The sequence below is a fragment of the Polaribacter ponticola genome, assembly GCF_026191475.2.
Classification (GTDB): Bacteria; Bacteroidota; Bacteroidia; order Flavobacteriales; family Flavobacteriaceae; genus Polaribacter; species Polaribacter ponticola.
Map to the genome: position 1 here is coordinate 2,243,125 of NZ_JAOSLC020000003.1, position 22,365 is coordinate 2,265,489.

Annotated in this window: 21 protein-coding genes and 1 pseudogene; 6 read left to right on the forward strand and 16 right to left on the reverse strand. The window is 30.5% G+C overall.

Translation table 11 applies throughout. The features are described 5' to 3' along the window. Window positions 1-6 precede the first annotated feature (6 nt). From N5A56_RS15335 to N5A56_RS15390, 12 genes are all read right to left on the reverse strand, one after another. A complete protein-coding gene (locus N5A56_RS15335; protein WP_265726564.1) occupies window positions 7-2,562 on the reverse strand; it encodes a TonB-dependent receptor in 2,556 nt (851 codons plus the stop codon). 217 nt (window positions 2,563-2,779) lie between these two features. After that, window positions 2,780-4,348: a glucose-6-phosphate isomerase gene (gene pgi / locus N5A56_RS15340; RefSeq protein WP_265726563.1), complete on the reverse strand. Its 1,569-nt coding sequence runs from the start codon at window positions 4,346-4,348 to the stop codon at window positions 2,780-2,782. 3 nt (window positions 4,349-4,351) lie between these two features. After that, entirely contained in the window at window positions 4,352-5,617 is a 1,266-nt protein-coding gene (locus tag N5A56_RS15345) for a peptidoglycan DD-metalloendopeptidase family protein (RefSeq protein WP_265726562.1), read from the reverse strand. A 98-nt stretch (window positions 5,618-5,715) separates the two neighbouring features. After that, window positions 5,716-6,381 (reverse strand): DUF3108 domain-containing protein, encoded by a 666-nt coding sequence (locus N5A56_RS15350; RefSeq protein ID WP_265726561.1) that lies wholly within the window; start codon window positions 6,379-6,381, stop codon window positions 5,716-5,718. Window positions 6,382-6,618: 237 nt separating this feature from the next. Next, window positions 6,619-7,536, reverse strand: coding sequence for a tryptophan 2,3-dioxygenase family protein (locus N5A56_RS15355; RefSeq protein ID WP_265726560.1), 918 nt, complete (start codon window positions 7,534-7,536; stop codon window positions 6,619-6,621). A gap of 91 nt (window positions 7,537-7,627) precedes the next feature. Beyond that, a complete protein-coding gene (gene hppD / locus N5A56_RS15360; RefSeq protein ID WP_274270533.1) occupies window positions 7,628-8,791 on the reverse strand; it encodes a 4-hydroxyphenylpyruvate dioxygenase in 1,164 nt (387 codons plus the stop codon). A gap of 322 nt (window positions 8,792-9,113) precedes the next feature. Then, window positions 9,114-10,271 (reverse strand): homogentisate 1,2-dioxygenase, encoded by a 1,158-nt coding sequence (locus N5A56_RS15365; RefSeq protein WP_265726558.1) that lies wholly within the window; start codon window positions 10,269-10,271, stop codon window positions 9,114-9,116. A gap of 237 nt (window positions 10,272-10,508) precedes the next feature. Further along, the gene (locus tag N5A56_RS15370) at window positions 10,509-10,838 is read right to left on the reverse strand and encodes a 2Fe-2S iron-sulfur cluster-binding family protein (RefSeq protein ID WP_265726557.1); all 330 of its coding nucleotides are present in this window, start codon (window positions 10,836-10,838) and stop codon (window positions 10,509-10,511) included. Between the two features lie 35 nt (window positions 10,839-10,873). Then, on the reverse strand, window positions 10,874-11,221 hold the full coding sequence (locus N5A56_RS15375) for a four helix bundle protein (RefSeq protein WP_265726556.1): 348 nt from the start codon (window positions 11,219-11,221) through the stop codon (window positions 10,874-10,876). A gap of 42 nt (window positions 11,222-11,263) precedes the next feature. Continuing rightward, window positions 11,264-12,319, reverse strand: coding sequence for an NAD(P)/FAD-dependent oxidoreductase (locus tag N5A56_RS15380; RefSeq protein ID WP_265726555.1), 1,056 nt, complete (start codon window positions 12,317-12,319; stop codon window positions 11,264-11,266). Between the two features lie 266 nt (window positions 12,320-12,585). Next, on the reverse strand, window positions 12,586-12,822 hold the full coding sequence (locus N5A56_RS15385; protein WP_265726554.1) for a NifU family protein: 237 nt from the start codon (window positions 12,820-12,822) through the stop codon (window positions 12,586-12,588). A gap of 9 nt (window positions 12,823-12,831) precedes the next feature. Beyond that, a complete protein-coding gene (locus N5A56_RS15390) occupies window positions 12,832-13,965 on the reverse strand; it encodes an Mrp/NBP35 family ATP-binding protein (RefSeq protein ID WP_265726553.1) in 1,134 nt (377 codons plus the stop codon). 654 nt (window positions 13,966-14,619) lie between these two features. On the opposite strand from N5A56_RS15390, the gene N5A56_RS15395 reads away from it, so the two are divergent. After that, a complete protein-coding gene (locus tag N5A56_RS15395; RefSeq protein WP_265726552.1) occupies window positions 14,620-15,558 on the forward strand; it encodes a Fic family protein in 939 nt (312 codons plus the stop codon). Between the two features lie 15 nt (window positions 15,559-15,573). On the opposite strand, the gene N5A56_RS15400 is transcribed toward N5A56_RS15395, so the two are convergent. From N5A56_RS15400 to upp, 4 genes and pseudogenes are all read right to left on the reverse strand, one after another. Further along, window positions 15,574-15,903 (reverse strand): MGMT family protein, encoded by a 330-nt coding sequence (locus N5A56_RS15400; protein WP_265726551.1) that lies wholly within the window; start codon window positions 15,901-15,903, stop codon window positions 15,574-15,576. A gap of 94 nt (window positions 15,904-15,997) precedes the next feature. Then, a pseudogene (gene trmB / locus N5A56_RS15405) lies at window positions 15,998-16,668 on the reverse strand (tRNA (guanosine(46)-N7)-methyltransferase TrmB). 8 nt (window positions 16,669-16,676) lie between these two features. Beyond that, the gene (locus N5A56_RS15410; protein WP_265726549.1) at window positions 16,677-16,898 is read right to left on the reverse strand and encodes a DUF6341 family protein; all 222 of its coding nucleotides are present in this window, start codon (window positions 16,896-16,898) and stop codon (window positions 16,677-16,679) included. Between the two features lie 964 nt (window positions 16,899-17,862). Continuing rightward, a complete protein-coding gene (upp, locus tag N5A56_RS15420) occupies window positions 17,863-18,516 on the reverse strand; it encodes a uracil phosphoribosyltransferase (RefSeq protein WP_265726547.1) in 654 nt (217 codons plus the stop codon). A 90-nt stretch (window positions 18,517-18,606) separates the two neighbouring features. Here upp and lysM point away from each other — a divergent pair, with 90 nt between their 5' ends. The 5 genes from lysM to nadD all read left to right on the forward strand — a co-directional run bounded on the left by lysM (window position 18,607) and on the right by nadD (window position 22,361). Then, entirely contained in the window at window positions 18,607-19,077 is a 471-nt protein-coding gene (gene lysM / locus N5A56_RS15425; protein WP_265726546.1) for a peptidoglycan-binding protein LysM, read from the forward strand. 115 nt (window positions 19,078-19,192) lie between these two features. Beyond that, window positions 19,193-20,089 (forward strand): DMT family transporter, encoded by an 897-nt coding sequence (locus N5A56_RS15430; RefSeq protein WP_274270597.1) that lies wholly within the window; start codon window positions 19,193-19,195, stop codon window positions 20,087-20,089. A 49-nt stretch (window positions 20,090-20,138) separates the two neighbouring features. Continuing rightward, entirely contained in the window at window positions 20,139-20,993 is an 855-nt protein-coding gene (locus tag N5A56_RS15435) for a YicC family protein (protein ID WP_265726597.1), read from the forward strand. 104 nt (window positions 20,994-21,097) lie between these two features. Then, entirely contained in the window at window positions 21,098-21,700 is a 603-nt protein-coding gene (gene gmk / locus N5A56_RS15440) for a guanylate kinase (RefSeq protein ID WP_265726545.1), read from the forward strand. 76 nt (window positions 21,701-21,776) lie between these two features. Next, window positions 21,777-22,361 carry a nicotinate (nicotinamide) nucleotide adenylyltransferase gene (gene nadD, locus N5A56_RS15445; protein ID WP_265726544.1) on the forward strand — a complete coding sequence of 195 codons (585 nt, stop codon included), beginning with the start codon at window positions 21,777-21,779 and terminating at the stop codon, window positions 22,359-22,361. Window positions 22,362-22,365: the final 4 nt, after the last annotated feature.

Sequence of the window (22,365 nt, forward strand, 5' to 3'; positions counted from 1 at the left end):
AATTTTTTAAAATTTAATTTTTGCACTTAAACTAAATGTTCTACCGTAACCAAACCATACTAGTGGGTCACTTGCATCTAAAGCATCAGCTATATATTCTGTGTTAAATAAGTTGTTAACACGAGCTGTAAGAGTCGTATCGAATTCTCCTAAAGTAAATCCATGACGTAAACTAGCATCAAAAGTACTATAGTTTGGAGCTTTCCACGTATCACCTGGTCTTACACTAGGTTGTTTAACATCTCCTGTTTCTGTAATGTTTGCACTTCCTAAAATATCGAAATCTGAGTATAAGTTAGCGAAATAATTATAATCTACTGTTATACTTGTTTTATCCCAGAATTTATATAACATACCTAAGGCTGCAGTTGTTTGTGCTGCATCAGCTACTTTTAAATCTTTAATTAATAAATCTACAGTTGCAACTTGGTTTTGGTCTCCATCAAAGATTGGTGTATCTAAGATATCGTTATCCCATTTCCAATCTCCTAAAGATAACATACCTGTTAATGTAAAGTTTCCTGTTGGTTTATAAGTAAAATCTACTTCAACTCCTTGGTGAATAGCGTTTACTCCTAAGATATTTGCAGTATAATCATCTTGACCAGCTGTTTGGTTAGGAATACTTTCTGTAAAAGTTCTATCTCTCCATTCAGTTCTGTATAAGTTTACGTTAGCAGCAAATTTTTCTCCTCTTAAACCATATCCTAATTCCATACTAAAAATCTTTTGATTTTCTGCGTCTGGGTTAATTTCTTCGTTATCAAAATTTGTAAAAACAGCACCAAAATTAGCTGGTCTTTCGAAATAACCAATGTTAGCAAAAACATTGTTTTGACCATCTAAAATGTAATTTGCTCCTGCTTTAATACTATATCCTTGGAAATTGTATTTGTCAGAAGTTCTTAAATCACTAGTTGGAGCATATTGAAAGTAATCTACTCTTTGATAAGAAGTATTTTGGAAAGAAGTAGAAACAAACGCATTAAAATCGTCTCCATCATATTCAATTTGTCCAAAGAAACCTAACCAACCTACATTACCATCATTATTGTAAGAAAACTTGTCTCCTACTTTTAAAGCTGCATTTGGATTGTTAACATCAGAATCATCTAAAAAGTATTGACCTCCTAATAAGTCCGTTACTTCTCTAAAGTGTTTTCCTGTATATGTTCTCCAGTCTAAACCAGCAATTAAGTTAAAGTTGTCTGTAAGTTCAGTTTTAAATGTTGATAAAACTCCATACCATTCGTGATCGTTTCTAGAAGCTCTTAAAATTGCTTCAGAACCTAATGCACCATTAGCTCTATTAATTTCAACAATGTTATCTAAATCTACTGGTTGATCAGATCCACCTAATCTTGTTTTAAATAATTCTGTGTTAGAACCAGCAGTTCCACCACCACCACCAGTACCATAAGATACATACACAGCAGTAGATAATGAAGTTACATCACTCATTGTCCAATAGTGATTTAAAGACGTTTGAGATTTGTGATAGAAGTTATCTTCTATATGCGTTACTTGTCCGTTTTTGTATCCCCAATCTGGGTTAAAACGAATTCCAGATTCAGCATTTCTGTAAGTAGCTATAGTACTTCTGTTTTGTCTTTGACCATGTCTCTGTGGAGACCCAAAAGTTGTGAAAGATAATTTATGATTTTCATTTATTTCTTTAGAAAAGTTAACGAAATAGTTAAAACCATTAAATTGAGTACCATCTACATATCCTTCTCCTGTAGTTTTTGCAAAAGATACTGTTGAAGCAAAACCGTTATCCATTAAACCAGTAGATAAAGTAAAGCCATATTTTTGGTATCCATCATTACCTGTAGAAGCAATTACATTACCACCTTTTTCTACATCAGAAGTTTTAGATAAAATGTTTATTGTACCACCAATAGAAGGTACAGCAACTTTAGAAGCTCCTAAACCTCTTTGAACTTGCATAGCTGAAGTAACATCAGATAAACCAGCCCAGTTAGACCAATATACTCTTCCGTTTTCCATGTCATTAACCGGTACTCCGTTAATCATAACTGCAACGTTTTCAGAGTCAAAACCACGTAAGTTAATACGACCATCTCCAAAACCACCACCTGATTTTGTAGCGTACACACCTGGTGTAGATTTTAATACCTCAGGAAATTCTTGTGTTCCTAATTTTCTTTCAATGTCTGCAGCTTTAATTGTAGAAACCGCTACTGGCGTTTTTCTATCAATAGCAAATGAAGTAGCAGTAATTACAACCTCGTCTAAAGTAGCATCTTCAACTAATTGAATTTTACCAACGTTTGTTTTTGAAGAAGAAAATGTAACTTCTTTAGTTTTGTAACCTATAAAAGAGATTACTAGAGTACCAGAATTTGAGTTAGTTTTCAAAGAAAACTTTCCATCAAAGTCAGTATCTGTTCCATTAGAAGTGCCTTTCTCTAAAACACTTGCTCCAGGCAAAGATTGATTTGTTTCATCAACGATTGTTCCTGTAATTTTAGTTTGTCCTAAAACAGTAGCTGTTACAAAAAATAAAGCTACAAATAATAAGTTTTTAAAATTTCTCATTGTTTAATTTTATATTAATGAATGTTCTGCAAAAGTCTTGCTTTTAAAGATTTGCAATGTTAATTTAATGTTAAGTTTTAACAAAAAATTAAGAGATTAAATATAGGTAAAATTTATGTTATTGGTTATTTATCAGTAAATTAAGTGTTAACACATTTATTAACATAAAATCATTTCTAGATTAAATGAATGCTTATTATTGGTATAATGTGTTGTTCTATTGGTTTTTTAATAATTTATTAGCAAGTTCTTTTCCCAATTCTACTCCAAATTGGTCGTAACTATATATATTCCATAAAATTCCTTGAGTATATATTTTGTGCTCATATAAGGCAACTAATTTACCTAAAGATCTAGGTGTTAATTTATCAAATACAATTGCATTACTAGGTCTGTTTCCGTCAAAAACTTTAAAAGGTAATAATTGATTTATTTTATCTTCATTACCAGAAAATTTAAGTTCTAAATGTACCTCTTCTTTTGTTTTTCCAAAAGCTAAAGCCTCCATTTGTCCGTAAAAATTTGCCATTAATTTTTTATGATGATCAGTTAGGCCATATAAAGATTCTTTATAACCAATAAAATCTGCAGGAATTAATTTAGTACCTTGATGTACTAACTGCATAAATGCATGCTGCATGTTTGTACCAGTGCTTCCCCATACAATTGTTCCTGTTTGGTAATCTACTTTATCACCATTTCTATCTACACCTTTTCCGTTACTTTCCATAACAGCTTGTTGTAAATAATCTGGTAATTTCTTTAAATATTGAGAATAGGGTAGTACAGCTTCTGTTTCTGCAAGGTAGAAGTTATTATACCAAATACTTATTAATGCAAGTATAACAGGTATGTTTTTGTCAAAATCTGTGTTTTTATAATGATTGTCCATTTCTTCAGCGCCTTCTAGTAGAGCTTTATAGTGGTCGAAACCTACAGACAGACTTATAGACAAACCAACTGCAGACCAGAGAGAAAAACGTCCTCCAACCCAATTCCACATAGGGAAAACGTTGTTTTTGTCAATTCCAAAATTATCAACTGCTTCTAAGTTTGTAGAAACTGCCACAAAATGTTTTGGAATGTCAAATATTGTTGCAGATTTTAAAAACCAGTTTTTAATAGTTTCTGCATTAGTAATAGTTTCTTGTGTAGTAAATGTTTTAGAAACGATAACAAATAAAGTGGTTTCGGGATTTAATCTTTTTATTATTTCAGAAACATGATCACCATCTACATTAGAAACGAAATGAGAATTTAATTGGTTTTTATAAAATTGCAAAGATTCTACGATCATATCGGGTCCAAGGTCAGAACCTCCAATACCAATATTTACGATATCTGTTATTGCTTTTCCTGTGTATCCTTTCCATTTTCCTGAAATAACTTTATTACTAAAGCTTCTAATTTTTCTTAAAGCAGATTGTATTTGTGGTTTAATGTTTTTTCCATCGATTAAAACTGGCTCTTCTGTACTGCTTCTTAAAGCAGTGTGTAAAACAGCTCTTCCTTCTGTAACATTAATTTGTTTTCCAGAATATTGATTTTTAATAGCCTCTTTTAAATTAACTTCATTAGCAAGTTCAACTAGTAACTTTACAGTTTCATTAGTAATTCTGTTTTTTGAAAAATCTACATGTAAATCATCAAACTCTAAAGAAAAATTATCTTTCCGATTTTCTTCTCTTGATAAATTTTTAATGTTAATATCTTTAACCAGATTAAAGTGATTTGATAATTTTTGCCATGCAGCAGTTTTAGTTGGGTTGATGTTTGTTATAGCCATTTTTTAATTTTGTGCAATAGTTTCTTTAATTACATCTGGTTTTTCTACCTGAATTCTTTTGTGATCTAGTTGGTATTGCAGAGGTTGAATATATTTGTAAAATCTAGGTTTTACTTCTTTTTTCATAGGTTTTGCAGCTGGTAACTTTTCCCTTAGAGGATCTACTTGCCTGCCATGTTTCCAAAAACGGTAGCAAACATGTGGCCCACCAGAATTACCAGTCATTCCTACATAGCCAATTACATCTCCTTGTTTTACATATTGCCCTCTTTTTACATTTTGTTTTTGCATATGCAGGTATTGAGTAGAGTAGGTGCTGTTGTGTTTAATTTTTACAAACTTACCGTTACCACCTCTTCTTGTAGATTCTACAACTGTTCCACTTGCGGTAGCAATAATTGGTGTTCCAATTCTAGCAGCAAAGTCGGTTCCAAAATGTGGTTTAACTTTATATCCGTAGTATTTAATTCTTCTATTTAAATTATATCTAGAAGATATTCTATATTGAAATTTAATAGGTGCTTTTAAAAATTGACTACGTAACATTTTACCAGTTTCGTCATAAAACTCAGGAATACCTAGAATAGTATCTGCAACAAATCTAAAAGCATATAAATCTTTTCCTTTATGTTTAAAAACTGCGGATTTTACTTTTCCGTAACCAGCAAAAATTGAGTCGTCAATAAATTTTTCTTCATAAATCAATTTAAATGAATCTCCTTTTTGAAGCGCATAAAAATCTAGAGTCCAAGCATAAATATCAGCAATTCTCCATGTTAGATTTGGTTTTAATTTTAAACTATCCATTGTTACCGAAAGGTTAGAATTTATAACACCTTCAATTTCCTTTTCTAAAACTTTAATTGGTTTTTTAAAAAGAGAGGCGTCAATAATAGAATCTTTAAAATCTACAATAGTTGCGTTTATTTTATCGTGCTTATAAATAAAAATTTGAGCTTTTTCTAGAGAATCTTTACTAGCTAATATAGTGTATGGTTTTCCTGCTCTAACTCTTCTAACATCAAAAGTTTCTTTTATTGTAGAAGCTATTTCTAATATTTTAGGATAATTAACATGATGTCTATCTAAAATTGCTCCAAAACTTTCTCCGCTTTTAATTGTATCTTGAATTACTTTATAGTCCTCAATTTTATAACCAAATCTAATCTCTGGTTGTGGTTCTTTAACTTTTACGACAGGTTTAGAATCTTCATTTTTACAAGAAGATACAGACAAGATTATAGCTAATAAGATTATTATTTTTTTCAAGTAAAGTATTCTTAGGGATATGTTCCAAAAATACAAATAAAATTGATTTATCTTATAACTAATACTAGAAGTTAATAAAACGGTTTCGTGAACTCGATTTAATTTTTTTGAAATGGATTTGCTAACCCTTCATAAGTTTCTAATTCAGCTCTTAAAGAACCAACGGATAAAGATGCCATTAATTTTATTGGAATTTTATTTGCATCATCAGTTATCCAAATTGTTACGCTTTCTTGTGCTTTAAAAATTCTTCCAGATTGCACTAAAGGTCTAAAAATTAATGACTTTACTTTTCCGAATTTGGTTTTAATAACCTGTTTGCCAAGAAATCGAAGTTTAAAAGGATATATTTGAGAATCCATGAACATGTCTAATTTTATCTCATCTCCTTTCTTTAAACTTTCCGAATTTATGTTTCTTAAGTAGTAAAAAGAAGACATCATGTCTTGTACATTGGTAAAAGCTACAGAAGTATCTTTTTGTTGTGTAAAGTCTTGTACGTATGCTTTTTTAGTTTGATAATTAAAATTAGTAATTCTATGTTTTTTATATCCTCCTTCGTTAATCTTTCTTTTAAAAATATAAGGCTTTATTGTTTCTTTATCAAAATAAGACTCGTATAAGTCGTCAACTTCAAAAAACCATTTTATCATCCCAGAAGTCCAACCGGTTCCTTTTGTATAAAATACTTTTTTTCCATCTAAAACGGTTTCATTAACTTCTAAGACTGCAGTACCAGCTCTTAGAAAACCGCTATAGCTCATTTTATAGCGTAAGGATTCTCCGCTTTTAAAGGCAGTTTTTTTTCCTGACTAAAAGTAACAGTTAAGAAAAATGAGGCAAAAAATAATAATGTATACTTTTTCATAAATACCAAACTTATAAAAAAGTAATGACAATTACCGTTCCAAAAACAAAAAAAAGTCGATTACATAATTTTGCAATCGACTTTACTAATAATAAGTTAAGTATTAAAACTACTAATAGGTAAGTTTATACTATTAAAATGTTCCCCAATTTTTCAGTTCCTCCTCACTCCATAAATATGGAAAGAATATTCTTCTTTGATATTTTGGATGCATGTATTTACGCCAACTACTTCCTCCAGTTGCTTCTAAATCTTTATCGCCACCACCTAAATATTTACCCGCTGCATTGTAATGAGCCATAACCCACTTAACATTTACAGTGTAATCATAATGACGCATAGCTTTAATAAGTTTTGAATCTAGTTGAACGTCTTCAGGTAATTGTTTAAATTTTTTAGATAAATTTATATCGTTATAATCCTCCATAAAATCGATAAAATCACCAATATATTTCTTATCAAATAATTTAATTAAGGTAGATTTTTTACCCGTTTTATGATTTACACCTGCTGCTTGCCAATATAAGTGGTCATAAGCATTTTTAAATGATGAGTTTCTATCAATAGAATTTCTATAGCGATGATCTATCAAATTAATTAATTCTGTAGATGCAAATTCTATTTTACGATATTGTGCACTTTGAAATCCACTTGCTGGTGTTAAAGTATTTCTGAATTTTAAATATTGCTCACGTTCCATACCATCTGCCATTACAGAAAATGAATTACATAGCATATCAAAATACCTGCTTATGCGCATTAAATGCATAGAGAATTTTTTAGCTGTAACATTAACAGCTTTTGCAACTTGATCAATTTCCCATAAAATCATTTTAAACAACAATTCATTTACTTGATGATACATGATAAAAACCATTTCATCTTTTTGAGTTGTTCTTGGTATTTGCAACCCTAATAAAGCATCTGTTTGGATATAATCCCAATAGGTTATTGGTGTGCTATGTAACAAACCTTCCAACATAGTTTCAATCGGAACACCTAATTTATTGTACTTTTCTTCTATTGCTTTTAATATTTCGTCTTTATTCATAATGTTAAAATTCGTCGTTGCGAGGAACGAAGCAATCTGTTTTTAATTAAGAGATTACTTCGTCATTCTTCCTCGTAATGACGAAATTTTTTTAAAGTGTTCCTCTTTTTTCTTGTTCTCTTTCGATTGATTCAAACAAGGCTTTAAAGTTTCCTGCTCCAAAACCACGAGCTCCCATTCTTTGAATAATTTCAAAAAATAAGGTTGGTCTATCTTCTACTGGTTTTGTAAAAATCTGTAATAAATATCCTTCTTCATCTGCATCAATCATAATACCTAAACCTTTCAGTTTTTCGATATCTTCTTTTAACTCATGACTAAATTCTTCTAATCTTCCTGGAACTGATTTGTAATATTCATCTGGTGGCGTTGATAAAAACTCAACACCGTTTGCTCTTAATTGAGAAACAGTTTTTAAAATATCATCAGTTGCAACGGCAATATGTTGTACTCCTGCGCCTTCGTAAAAGTCTAAATATTCTTCAATTTGAGAGCGTTTTGCTGCTTTTGCTGGTTCATTAATTGGAAACTTAATTCTACCGTTTCCGTTAGACATTACTTTACTCATTAATGCTGAGTATTCTGTGTGAATTTGTTTGTCATCAAACGATAAAAAGTTTTCAAACCCCATAACATCTTCGTACCATTTTACCCAAACATCCATTTGATTCCAACCAACATTACCAACCATATGATCGATATATTTTAAACCTGCTGCTGGCGGATTGTAATCTGATTCCCATTTCTCAAATCCTGGTAAAAATGCTCCGTTGTAGTTTTTACGTTCAACAAACATGTGAACTGTTTCTCCGTAGGTGTAAATTCCTGCTCTTACAACTTCTCCATGTTCGTCTTTTTCTACGGTTGGTTCCATATAAGATTTCGCTCCGCGAGAAGTAGTTTCTTTATAAGCTTGTCTTGCATCTTCTACCCAAAGTGCTACAATTTTAACTCCGTCTCCATGTTTTACAATATGGTCGTTAATTGGTGATTTACTGTTTAGCGGAGTTGTAAGCATCAACTTAATTTTGTCTTGCGTTAATACATAACTAACAGAATCTGTTGCTCCGGTTTCTAATCCACGATATGCATGCGATTGAAATCCGAATGCAGTTTTGTAAAAATGCGCTGCTTGTTTTGCGTTACCTACGTAAAACTCAACGTAATCTGTTCCTAAAAGTGGAAGAAAATCTTGTGCTCCTTCAAATATTTTTTCTAAACCGTAGTTTACTGATTTTATTTCTTTTTTACTCATGATGTTTTATTCTTTTTAGACCTAAAGGTTTTTATACTGAATCAAGTTCAGCACAAGAAACCTGTGAGGTCTTATGTTTATAAATTAGCGATTTCTTTAATATAGCACTGTTTCTTCAAAACAGGTTTAGCCCAGATTGAAGCATTTGTTTGAGCTCTTTTTTATTCTTTTTCTGAATAAAAAAAGCGAGTTCGAAAAGCTGGAAATAGCTTCTAATTATTTTTATTTTAATGAACGTTTTATTTTTTTACCACATAGTAACATAGAAAACATAGTTTTTTACGTTACTCGTTTCTTCCCTTCGGGAAGATTAAGATGGGATTTACTCTAACCAAGATTTATAATAATCTTCATCGGCAATTTTCATGGCTTCTTCGGTAACTTGTAACGGCTTAAATGTATCAACCATAACCGCCAATTCTTCGGTTTTTGTTTTACCAATACTTTTTTCTGTCGTTCCTGGGTGTGGTCCGTGAGGAATACCTGCTGGATGCAAGGAAATATGGCCTTGATCGATATCGTTTCTGCTCATAAAATCGCCATCTACATAATACAAAACCTCGTCGGAATCTATATTACTGTGATTGTATGGCGCAGGAATTGAATTTGGATGATAATCGTACAAACGTGGAACGAATGAACAAATTACAAATGTATTTGTCTCAAAAGTTTGATGTACTGGTGGCGGTTGATGAATGCGACCTGTTATTGGTTCAAAATCGTGAATTGAAAATGCATACGGAAAGTTATATCCATCATAACCCACAACATCAAAAGGATGCGAAGCATAGACCATTTCTATAATTTCACCTTGTTTTTTTACTTTGATTAAGAAATCTCCTAACTCGTTATAGGTTTCTAATTCTTGTGGTCTGCGTAGATCGCGCTCACAAAATGGCGAATGTTCTAGCAATTGACCAAACCAGTTTCTGTAACGTTTTGGCGTGTACACTGGGCTGTAAGATTCTACAATAAAAAGACGATTATTTTCATCATCGAAGTCTAATTTGTAAATAATTCCACGAGGAATTACTAAATAATCTCCGTATTTAAAGTCGATGTTTCCAAGATGAGTTCTTAATTTTCCGGTTCCTTTATGGATGAAAATTACCTCATCTGCATCGGTATTTTTATAAAAATAATCTTTGGTAGATTGTTTTGGGGCCGCCAGAATAATATTACAATCAGAGTTTGTTAAAACAACTTTTCTACTTTCTAAATAGTCGTTTTCTGGCGGCACTTGAAATCCGCGAAACCTGTAAGATTGAATATTATTTGCTTTGGCAATTTTTGGCTTTACCGGATATTGCTTTCTAATTTCTTTGACCATTGTTGGTCTGTGTTCGTGGTATGAGTTGGTAGACATTCCGTCGAAACCAATAGTACCAAACAGTTGCTCGTAATATAAAGAACCGTCTTTTTTACGAAATTGTGTGTGGCGTTTTGGTGGAATTTCTCCTAATTTATGATAAAAAGGCATTTTTTAATGTATTAATGAGTTAATAAAACAATGTAACAATTGTGTAATTGATACATTTTAACATTGATATATTAGTACATTTAACCCTTATTCCGGATTACGTTTTATCAAATATTTTAAAAGTGACAGTAAGTCTAAATACATTTTTTAGCCCTTTTAAGTTGGTTGCTCTACAAATATACAGAAAGTTTTTGTAGAAGTTATAAGTTAAGAGCTGGAAGTTGGATGTTGAAAAAATTAACTTTCTGGAGCGAGTTCCACTTCTAATCCGTCCATTTCTTGTGTTATTTGAATCTGACAACCTAACCTACTATTGTCTTCTACATGAAACGCTTCTGCTAACATCAAATCTTCATCAATTCCCATTTCTGGTAACTTATGGTTAGATTTTACATAACATTGGCAAGATGCACACATTGCCATTCCGCCACAAATACCAATAGTTCCTTCAGGAGCTAATTCATAAGAACGTACAACTTCCATTAAATTCATTGCCATGTCTGTTGGCGCAAGAATTTCATGGAGTTTTCCTTCTCGGTCGGTTATTTTTAGGGTGATATCTTTCATAGGAATCAGGGTTTAGTAGTTAGGTGTTAGTTGGATTACTTTAAAGATTTGATTAAACCAAAAATCATTCTTGCAATTTCATTTGAATTATCAATTAATTTTTTGGCTGATAATTCAGGAATAAAATTTAATCTTACGGCTAAATAAAGCATAGAACGGACTTCACTATTTGATGCTAACGAAAAATAAAAAAACCTTTTGAAATCTGGATTTGAACTTCTATCAAAACCTTCAGCAATATTATTTGAAATAGAAACTAAAGCTCTTTTTATCTGATCATTAAAAGAAAAATCCTTATTGTTTTTAAACTCATTATAAATTGCAACTGAAAAATCTTGAGATTTTTGCCAAAAAATAATGTCTTCAAATTTTTGAATTGCCATAACTAAACTGTTTACTAACCACTAATTCCTCTTTACTAACTACTAATTTATTTTCTTAACCACCGCTTTTGGGGCTTCTTTTTTGGTTCCATCGAAACCTTCTACACCTCCAACAGTTGTGTATTTCATAACGTATTTTTTATCTGGAAAAATGCGTTTGTAAGCACTTTGACACATTAATGTTGCTTCGTGGAAACCGCACAGAATTAACTTTAATTTTCCTGGATATGTATTTACGTCTCCAATCGCGTAAATTCCTTCTCGGTTGGTTTGATAATCTAACGCATTGTTTACTTTAATTGCGTTTTTCTCTATTTCTAATCCCCAATTTGCAATTGGACCTAACTTTGGCGACAATCCAAAAAGCGGAATAAAATGATCGGTTTCTATTGTAAATGGCTCTTCTCCTTTTTGTACTACAGAAACACCTTCAACTTTATCGGTTCCAATAATTCCTTTAACTTCTGCAGGTGTAATCATGGTAATTTTACCTGCGTCTTTTAATTCTTGTACTTTATCAACTGAATCTAAAGCGCCTCTAAATTCGTTTCTTCTGTGAATTAACGTTACTGAAGAAGCAACATCTGTTAAGAATATTGACCAATCTAAAGCAGAATCTCCTCCTCCAGAAATAACTACTTTTTTATCTCTGTAAAATTCTGGATCTCTAATTATGTATTCGACACCTTTATCTTCAAAATCTGCAATGTTTGGAATTGGTGGTTTTCTTGGTTCAAAAGAACCTAATCCACCAGCAATAGCAACTACTTTTGCATGATGTTTTGTGCCTTTATTTGTGGTTACAATAAAGGTTTCGTCTTCTTGTTTTTCTATAGTTTCTGCGCGTTCTCCTAATGTAAAACCTGGTTCAAATTGTTTAATTTGTTCCATTAATTTATCGGTTAAATCGCCCGCTAATATTTCTGGATAAGCTGGAATATCATAAATAGGCTTCTTTGGATAAATTTCTGAACATTGTCCGCCAGCTTGTGGCAACGCATCTATTAAATGACAACGGAGTTTTAATAAACCTGCTTCGAAAACAGTAAAAAGTCCGGTTGGTCCTGCTCCAATAATTAAGATATCTGTTGTAATCACTTTTTTAAATTTTACTTCGTTAATTGAGAAAAACGAAGTAATCTACTTATTAATAAAGAGATTGCTTCGTTCCTCGCAATGACGTACTTTAATTTTTTATGCTGTTGAGCGCGTTAGGGATTGAAGCAACTGTTTGAGCTCTTTTTTACTTTTTTCAAGTAAAAAAAGCGAGTGCGAAAAGCCCGACTTGGTCCTGAATGCCTTCAGGATAAAGGAACGCCCAAAATTATATTTTTTTGAATGCTTAAAAACTGATTTTTGTCAGCTTATTGAACATTTATAACTTCTTCAATTTGTGGCGCGTACTTTTTAATGGTAGCTTCAACTCCGTTTTTCAACGTCATTTGATTTACGGAACAACCAATACAAGCGCCTTCTAACTGCACTTTTACCGTGTTGTTCTCTATAGATAAAAGCTTAATATTTCCACCATCGCTTATTAAAAATGGACGAATTTCTTCTAAGGCTTTTTCTACGTTATTTTGTGTTTCTGTTGCTGTCATAATCTGAGATTATTTTGTGCTACAACCACTCATTGTTGTAATTCTTACAACTTCGGTTGGTGGTAAATTTGCATTTCTTTTTAATAATTGAGAAACCATTTCTTTAGTAATATCGGCAAAAGCTTTTTCTAACTTTGTTCCGTTTTGTAATGCTACGGGATGACCAACATCACCGGCTTCTCTTACGCTTTGTACTAAAGGAATTTCTCCTAAAAATTGTGTTTTTATATCTTCTGCAAGATTCTTTGCTCCGTCTTTACCGAAAATATAGTATTTGTTTTCTGGCAATTCTTCTGGTGTAAAATATGCCATATTTTCTATAATTCCTAAAACAGGAACGTTTATGCTTTCTTGTTGAAACATTGCAACTCCTTTTTTAGCATCTGCCAAGGCAATGTTTTGAGGTGTACTTACAACAACTGCGCCGTTTATTGGTAAGGCTTGTACTATTGATAAGTGCACGTCTCCTGTTCCTGGTGGTAAATCGATTAATAAGAAATCTAACTCGCCCCAATCTGCATCAAAAATTAATTGATTTAATGCTTTTGAAGCCATTGGTCCACGCCAAATTACTGCTTGATCTGGATTTGTGAAAAACCCTAAAGACAATAATTTTACGCCGTAATTTTCTACGGGTTTCATTTTAGAACGGCCTTCTACTTTTACTGAAAGTGGTCTTTCTTTTTCTACATCGAACATTATATGCTGTGATGGACCGTAAACATCTGCATCTAAAACACCTACTTTAAAGCCCATTTTTGCTAAAGAAATAGCAGTATTTGCTGTAATTGTAGATTTACCAACTCCACCTTTTCCTGATGCAATGGCAATAATGTTCTGAATATTAGGAATTTCTTTTCCGCGAATTTGATTCGGATTTTCCTTTGGTGCAGCCGCAACAACTTTTACAGTTACTTTTACATCAATTTCTTCGCCAAAAGCAGTTTTTAAAGCTTTTGTAATTTCTGTATCAACTTTCTTTTTTGCTTGTAAGGTTGGATTGCTAATTGTTACGTCTATTAAAACCTCGTTACCGAAAGTTACTACGTTTGTAACATTATTATTTTCTATTAAACTTTTACCTTCTCCTGGTGCAGTAATAGTTTCTAATACTTTATATATATCTTGTTTTTTAAAACTCACGTCTTATCTTTATTTAATCTTGATTGCAAAGATACGTCTTAGTAAGCAGAAAATAAAGCAAGTAGATTGTGATTATTTATGGATTGATAAGATAGGATTATAACAGTTAGTCTTATAATTATTTCCTAATTTTTAAAAAATTAGGAAATAATAGAATAAAACGTATATTTGTAATTATTTGTAATTATTTGTAAATTTTATAATAATTAGGAAATATTTTTAATTATGATTGAAAAAGCGCCAGAAATAGAAAAAAAGAAACGATAAGAGAAAAAATATTAGATGAGGGTATATTTCATATATTTTCCTTTAAACCTTCTGGTGTTGAAAAAATAAAAAAATTGAAAGAGAATATTTGTATTGGGATAAAATAAAGCATTACAATAATAAAGATTTTACTTATTTAAAAACCGATATTCCTGTAAATGAATTAATCTGGCATACAATCAAGGTTAGAAGAAATGTAATTTCTAAAAAAAGTATCTATTTAGTGATTTAAAAGATTTTGATTGTTTTGATATAAATTATAATTTCAATGTTAATGATTTCCTCCAACAAAAACTCCACTATTTAGACTTCAATTTTGGCGCAGGTTTACAAAAAGAACAGCTTTTATCAGAATTAGAAAAACAACAATATTTAAAAAACGCCTTGATGGAAGAAGCTGTTTTTTCTTCTATGATTGAAGGTGCAACTACAACTCGTATTAAAGCGAAAGATATGTTGCGTAAAAATAAAAAGCCAAAAACGCATTCTGAGCAAATGATATTGAATAATTATAAAACGATTCAATATATAAGTGAACATAAAGAAGAAGATATTTCTATTGAAAAACTCTACGAGTTACACAGATTAGTTACAGAAAATACTTTAGAAAAAGAAAATGTTGGTGTTTTTAGAAATAGTAACGATGTAAAGGTTGTAAACGCAATTACAGGAGAAACAGTGCATACTCCACCAGAGTATAAAGAATTAAATGATTTGATGGAATCTTTTGTGGATTTTTTCAACAATAATCCTAAAGAAGATTTTATTCACCCAATTGTAAAAGCAAGTATTTTACACTTTTTAATTGGTTATATTCATCCGTTTGTTGATGGAAACGGAAGAACTGCTAGAGCTATTTTTTATTGGTATTTATTAAAAAACGGCTATTGGTTAACAGAATATTTATCAATTTCTAGAGTAATTATGGAAACTAAAGTCCAATATGAAAAAGCCTATTTATATACAGAGATTGATGATATGGATGTTACTTATTTTATTCATTATCAAGTAAAAGTATTGATAAAAGCTTTTGAGGACTTGAAAAAATATGTTGCTAAAAAGAAAAAAGAAGAATCTAATTTATTGAAGTTTTTACAGTTTGAAGGTATTAATGAAAGACAAGCAGATGTTTTGTACAAATTAGAAAAAAATGGAACAAAATTCTTTACAATTAAAGAGATTGAAAATACTTTTTCTGTAACAAATCAAACAGCAAGAACAGATATTGAAGAGTTGGTCGAAAGAGGTTTTCTAAAGAAAGTTGCTATTAATAAAAAGAGCTTTAACTATTGGAAAGGAGACAGGTTTGATGAGATTCTGAAATAAATTCAGAATGACAAACTAAAGCTCTTCCGAAGGATTCCAAAAGACTTTTTCTAAGTCTTGAATTTGATTTTCAATAACAACAATTCCTTCGTTTTCCAGCAATTGTTGCATTAAATTGGTTCCATCAAAATGATGCTTTCCGGTAAGTAAACCTTTTCTATTTACAACTCTGTGTGCAGGAACGTCTTCTAAATTATGTGCTTTGTTCATTGCCCAACCAACCATTCTTGCAGATCGTGCAGCTCCTAAATAAGTTGCAATTGCACCGTAACTTGTTACTTTTCCTAACGGAATTAAACGTGCTACTTTGTAAACTCTTTCAAAAAAATTATCGGATTCTTTCACGAAGTGAAGATACAACGTTTAATGAGATTCTTCAATAGTCTAAAAAATTCGCTTTCTGAATTACAGATTGCTTCGTTCCTCGCAATGACGTTTATTAATAATTTAGCTTAAAACGAATATAAGTTATCGCTTTATCAGTTTCTAAATATTGTTTTTCGTAGAAAGTTTGTGTAGATAAAACATCATCTGGAGCGCCTTCGTTTTTATAAACCGTATGGTTTGCATATAAAACTTCATGACCTTCTCCATGTAACAATCCTAAAGTGTAACCGTGCATGAATTCAGAATCTGTTTTAAGATTCATAATTCCGTCTTCCTTTAAAATATGATGGTATTTCTTTAAAAATGACGTGTTTGTCATTCTGTGTTTTGTACGTTGGTACTTTATTTGCGGATCTGGAAACGTAATCCAGATTTCTGAAACTTCATTTTCGGCAAAAATAAAATCGACTAACTCAATTTGAGTTCTAACAAAAGCTACATTTTCTAGCTTTTCTTCAATAGCAGTTTTAGCACCACGCCAAAAACGAGCACCTTTAATATCAATGCCAATAAAGTTTTTTTCAGGGTATTTTTGTGCTAAAGCGATTGTGTATTCACCTTTACCACAACCTAATTCTAAAATAATAGGATTATCATTCTTAAAAAAGTACTCCATTTTCCTTTTAAAGAAAAATTAGAAACAACTTCTTCTCTAGTTGGCTGAATTACGTTTTTAAACGTTTCATTTTCTTTGAAACGTTTTAACTTATTTTTGCTTCCCACAGTATAAACTAAGCTCTATCTTCTGTTCCTTCTTTTAAGAATTTTGCAGATTCTTTCATCCAATATGCAAATAATACTAAAAGAACTACCATAAAAATCCAGTTTACCATATTAGAAGTCCACCAACCAGAAAGTTCAGTGGCAACATCTAAACGTAACCATTTAAAAGGAAGGAATAATAAATCTGTAAATAAACTACCAATCCATCTAAAAATATTGCTTGCTATCATAACTTAATTATCTTTACGCTGCAAAAATAACAAAAGAAACAATGCTAGCCAATTTTTTAAACAAATCTAAACCAATCAATTTTATAGGTTTATTAATTTTCTTTTTCTTTTGCTATATAATTAATGTTTTACTAGCGGTTTTTAAAAACGGATTTGTGCTTGATAGCCTTTTAGAGAGTACTATTCTATTGTTTTTATTTTTAGGAGTATTTTTCTTTTATAATTTTATTTTAAGTAAAAATAAATTAACATTCGATAATTCTTTTGCTTTCTTTCTTTTTACTGTTTTACAAGTTTGCCTTTTGGCCGAATTGTCTAACTTTAAGAGTTTAATCTTAGTAATTATCTATTTGTTTTTTTTAAGGAAAGTATACAGTTTGCGTACTTCAAAAATATTAATTAAGAAATTATTTGATTGTGGTTTTTGGTTAGGTGTGTTATTTATTTTGGAACCGCTATCGATTTTGTTTTTAGTAATAATATTTATTGGAGTTTTTTTGCATCAAAAAATTACATTAAACACTTTATTTGTACCAATAATAGGTTTCGCAACTCCATTATTTATTTACTTTACATATCTTTTTTGGATTGACAAAACCATAGAATTTACGGAGCTTTTTAATTATACACTTAATTTTGATATAGAACTTTATAAGTCTTCGAAGTATATTAGGTTGTTTACAAGTGTTTTTATTGTCTCTTTTGTTTCTATTGTATTTAAATCTATCGCAACATTAGCAGTGAATAATACTTTTAGAAAAAGTTGGTATTTGCTAATTGCCAATTTTTTAATAGTTATAATTTTTTTGATTTTAAAGCCAGAAAAAAATGGTTCTGAAATTCTTTATATTCTTTTTCCTGTTTCAGTAATTTGTGCAAACGGAGTAGAGTTAGTAAAAAAGCAGTTTATTAAAAACTTGCTGCTTTACTTTTTTTAATTGGATCTATTCTCCTTTGCTTTTCTTTATAGTTTTTCTCCAAAAGCTAAATCTCCAGCGTCCCCTAAACCAGGAACAATGTAGCCTTTACTATTTAGTTTGTCATCAATGGCGGCAATCCATAAATGAGTATTTTCAGGAAAATGTTTTTCAATAAATTCTACACCCTCTTTAGAGGCAATAACAGCAACTATATGGAGTTCTTTTGGGGTTCCGTGTTTTTTTATTGCTTCGTAAACAGCTACTAAAGATTGCCCTGTAGCTAACATTGGATCTGCAAGAAGTAGCGTTTTGTTTTCAATTTCTGGAGAAGCAAAATACTCAACCACAATTTCAAAGTCTTCTCCTTTGTTTGGGTGATGTCTATAAGCAGAAATAAAAGCATTTTCAGCTTTATCAAAATAATTTAACATGCCTTGGTGTAGTGGTAATCCAGCTCTTAAAATAGAACATAAAACAATATCATTATAAGGTAATTGTATTTTCTTTTTACCAAGTGGTGTTTCTAAGTAAACTCCAGAGTAAGAAAGACTTTTACTTAATTCATAGCTAAGAATTTCACCTATTCTTTCTATGTTTCTTCTAAAACGTAAAGAATCTTTTTGAATCTTTACATCTCTTATTTCTGATATAAAATTATTTAAAATCGAATTATTTTCTCCAATATAATGTGTCTTCATAAAAAAATATGTGTCTAACAAATATAAAGCATTCTTTTATAAGGTTGCTATTTAAAATCAACAGTATAATTATTAATTAAAATTAAAAAAATGGGAATTTTTTCATTCATTAAAAACGCCGGAGCAAAAGTTTTCGGCATAGGTAAAACAACAGAAGAAGAAAATGCAGAAAAATCATCGCAATTAAGAGAGGCAATAGGTTCTCATAATTTGGAAGTTTCAGATTTGTCTATTGAGGTAAACGATGATGCTGTAACTCTTTGGGGAGAAGCAATAGATTTAGCTACAAAAGAAAAAGTGGTTTTAGTTGTAGGTAACACAAACGGTGTTGCATCTGTAGAAGACAATTTAACGGTTGCAAAAATAGAGGTTATTGAAGAAGCAGAAATGGCACAATTTCATACAGTAGAGAGAGGTGATACATTAGGAAAAATAGCAAAGAACTATTATGGAAATGCCATGAAATATCCAGTAATTTTTGAAGCTAATAAACCTATGTTATCTCATCCAGATAAAATTTATCCAGGACAGGTTTTAAGAATTCCACCTTTGGTAGACTAACAAGGATTAAATAATAAAAGTTAAGAGTTTCAATTATATTGAAGCTCTTTTTTTGCTATAAATTAAAATTTATCATCAACTTTACATACTAAATTTTAGAATTACAGATTTGAAAATAAACCAAAGAACTTTAGCTTTAATAGCAGTTTCTATTGCTACTTTAATTTATGGTGTTAATTATACAATTGCAAAAGAAGTAATGCCTTTGTACGTAAAACCTTTTGGTTTTATTTTAATTCGAGTTATTGGGGCAACTACTATTTTTTGGATTCTTGGGTTATTTATTAAGTCGCAAAAATTAGATAAGGCAGATTATAAAACGTTATTATTGGCGTCTTTTTTTGGAGTTGGTTTAAATATGCTTTCTTTTTTTAAAGGTTTAAGTTTAACAACACCAATAAGTGCCTCTGTTATGATGGTAACTTCTCCTATTTTAGTGTTAATTTTTTCAAGTATATTAATTCGTAAACCTATTGGTAGGCAAAGGGTTTTAGGTGTAATAATTGGGTTAATTGGTACTGTTTTATTAATAACTTATGGTAACGCAGCAGATTCAAATGCTACGAATAGTAATTTGGGTAATTTTTTAGTTTTTGTAAATGCAGCATCTTACGGATTGTATTTAGTAATTTCTAAAAACTTGATTGTAAAATATCATCCTATATTTTTAGTAAAATGGTTGTATTTATTAGGTTTAATTTTTACAATACCTTTTGGTTATAATGAGTTAATGGAAGTTAGTTGGCTAGAAATGCCAGTAAATATTTACTGGAATATTGGTTTTGTAGTGGTTTTTACATCTTGTATTACTTATCTTTTTAATTTATATGGTTTATCAAAATTAAAACCAACAACAGTAAGTGTTTTTATCTATTTACAACCAGTAATTGCTACTATTTACGCTTTAATAGTTGGTAGTGACTCTTTAAATTTGGTTAAAATTTGCGCTACTTTACTCATCTTTTTAGGAGTTTATTTGGTTACTAAACAAGTAGAAAAATCAAGCAAATAAAACTTATCTTTGCCGTTCATTTAAAAACAACGATTGTATGATTCAATCTATGACAGGTTATGGAAAATCTGTATTACAACTACCAACAAAAAAAGTAACTGTAGAAATTAAATCTTTAAACAGTAAAAATTTAGATTTAAATGTTCGTATTCCATCTTATTATAAAGAAAAGGAATTGTCAGTCCGTAAAAAACTTGCAAGTTCTTTGGTAAGAGGAAAAGTAGATTTTTCAATTTTTGTTGAAATGACTGCTGATGAAACTTCAACAACTATAAATCATGGAGTTGTAAAAGAATACATGCAACAGTTAAGAAACGTTGTGCAAACTGGTTCTTCTGATGATGTATCGCTATTAAAAATGGCTATTACAATGCCAGATGCATTAAAAACTGAACGTGAAGAGTTAGATGAAAATGAGTGGAATTTAATTAATGAAAATATTGATGTTGCTATTAAAGAAATAGTACAATATAGAATTGATGAAGCTGCTTCTTTAGAAATAGATTTTAGAGAGAGGATTACCAATATTAGAAAATTTTTAGAAGAAGTATATTCTTTTGATGCAGATAGAATAGAAAACGTAAAAGCTCGTTTACAAAAAGCTATAGACGATTTAAAGGTTGATACAGATCAAAATAGGTTTGAACAAGAATTAATTTATTATCTAGAAAAACTAGATATTAATGAAGAAAAAGTTCGTTTATCTAATCATTTAGATTATTTTCTACAAACGTTAGAAACACCAGATTCTAATGGAAAAAAATTAGGATTCATTGTGCAAGAAATGGGTAGAGAAATAAATACTACAGGTTCTAAAGCTAATTTTGCTCCAATGCAAAAAGCTGTTATTCAAATGAAAAATGAGTTAGAACAAATTAAAGAACAAATTCTGAATGTGCTTTAAAATGTTTTTACAAATATTATAAAGCAAGCTGAACTTGTTTCAGCTTCTCAACAAAATAAAAACAGATGCTGAAACAAGTTCAGCATGACAAATAATAAATTATAATGTCAGATTTTAAAGGAAAGTTATTTGTGTTTTCAGCACCTTCAGGTTCAGGTAAAACAACTATAGTTCGTCATTTATTAAAGCAAGAAAGATTTAATTTAGAGTTTTCTATTTCCGCAACTTCTAGAGAACCAAGAGGTTTTGAAAAAAATGGAGAAGATTATTATTTTATAGACTTAAAAGATTTTAAGAGTAAAATTAAAGCAGATGAATTTTTAGAGTGGGAAGAGGTGTATAGAGATAATTTCTATGGAACGTTAAAAACTGAAGTAGAGCGTATTTGGGCATTAGAAAAGCATGTTATTTTTGATATTGATGTTGTAGGAGGTTTGCGTATTAAAAAGAAATTTCCAGAAAAAACATTATCTGTTTTTGTAAAACCTCCAAGTGTAGACGAGTTAAAGATTAGATTGAAAAAAAGATCTACAGAAAGTGAAGATAAAATAAATATGCGAATAGCTAAAGCTTCTGTAGAGTTGGCAACTGCACCACAGTTTGATAAAATTATTAAAAACTATGATTTAGAAGTTGCTCTTAAAGAAGCAGAAGATTTAATGTGTGATTTTTTAGATTTAAAAGAGGGGAAAGAAGAAAGAAAGTAGAATACAGAGAAAAGAAGAAAGTTAGAGATAATTTACAAATCTCATTCTTTACTCTTTTTCTAAAAAATTTTTAAAAATGAGTAAAATTGGTTTATACTTTGGTACTTTTAATCCAATTCATGTTGGGCATTTAATTATTGCAAATCACATGGTTGAAAATTCAGATTTAGATGAAATTTGGATGGTAGTAACACCTCATAATCCATTTAAAAAGAAAAGTTCTTTATTAGAAAATAATCATAGGTTTGAGTTAGTTTATAGGGCTACTGAGAATTATGAGAAAATTAAACCTTCGGATATTGAGTTTAAGTTACCGCAACCCAATTATACCGTTTTTACCCTAGCGCATATTTCTGATCTTTATCCAGGTAAAGAATTTTGTTTAATTATGGGGGAAGACAATTTAAAGAGCCTTCACAAATGGAAAAATTATGAAACTATTTTAGAGCATCATCACATATACGTGTACCCTAGAATAGCAGAAGGCAGCGTTGATCATCAGTTTAAAAGTCATTCTAAAATTCATGTTGTTAATGCTCCAATAGTACAGATTTCATCTACAATGATTAGAAACGGAATAAAAGATAAAAAGAACATTAAACCACTGTTGAGTAAAGAAGTGTGGGAATACATAGATGAAATGAATTTTTATAAAAAATAGTTTT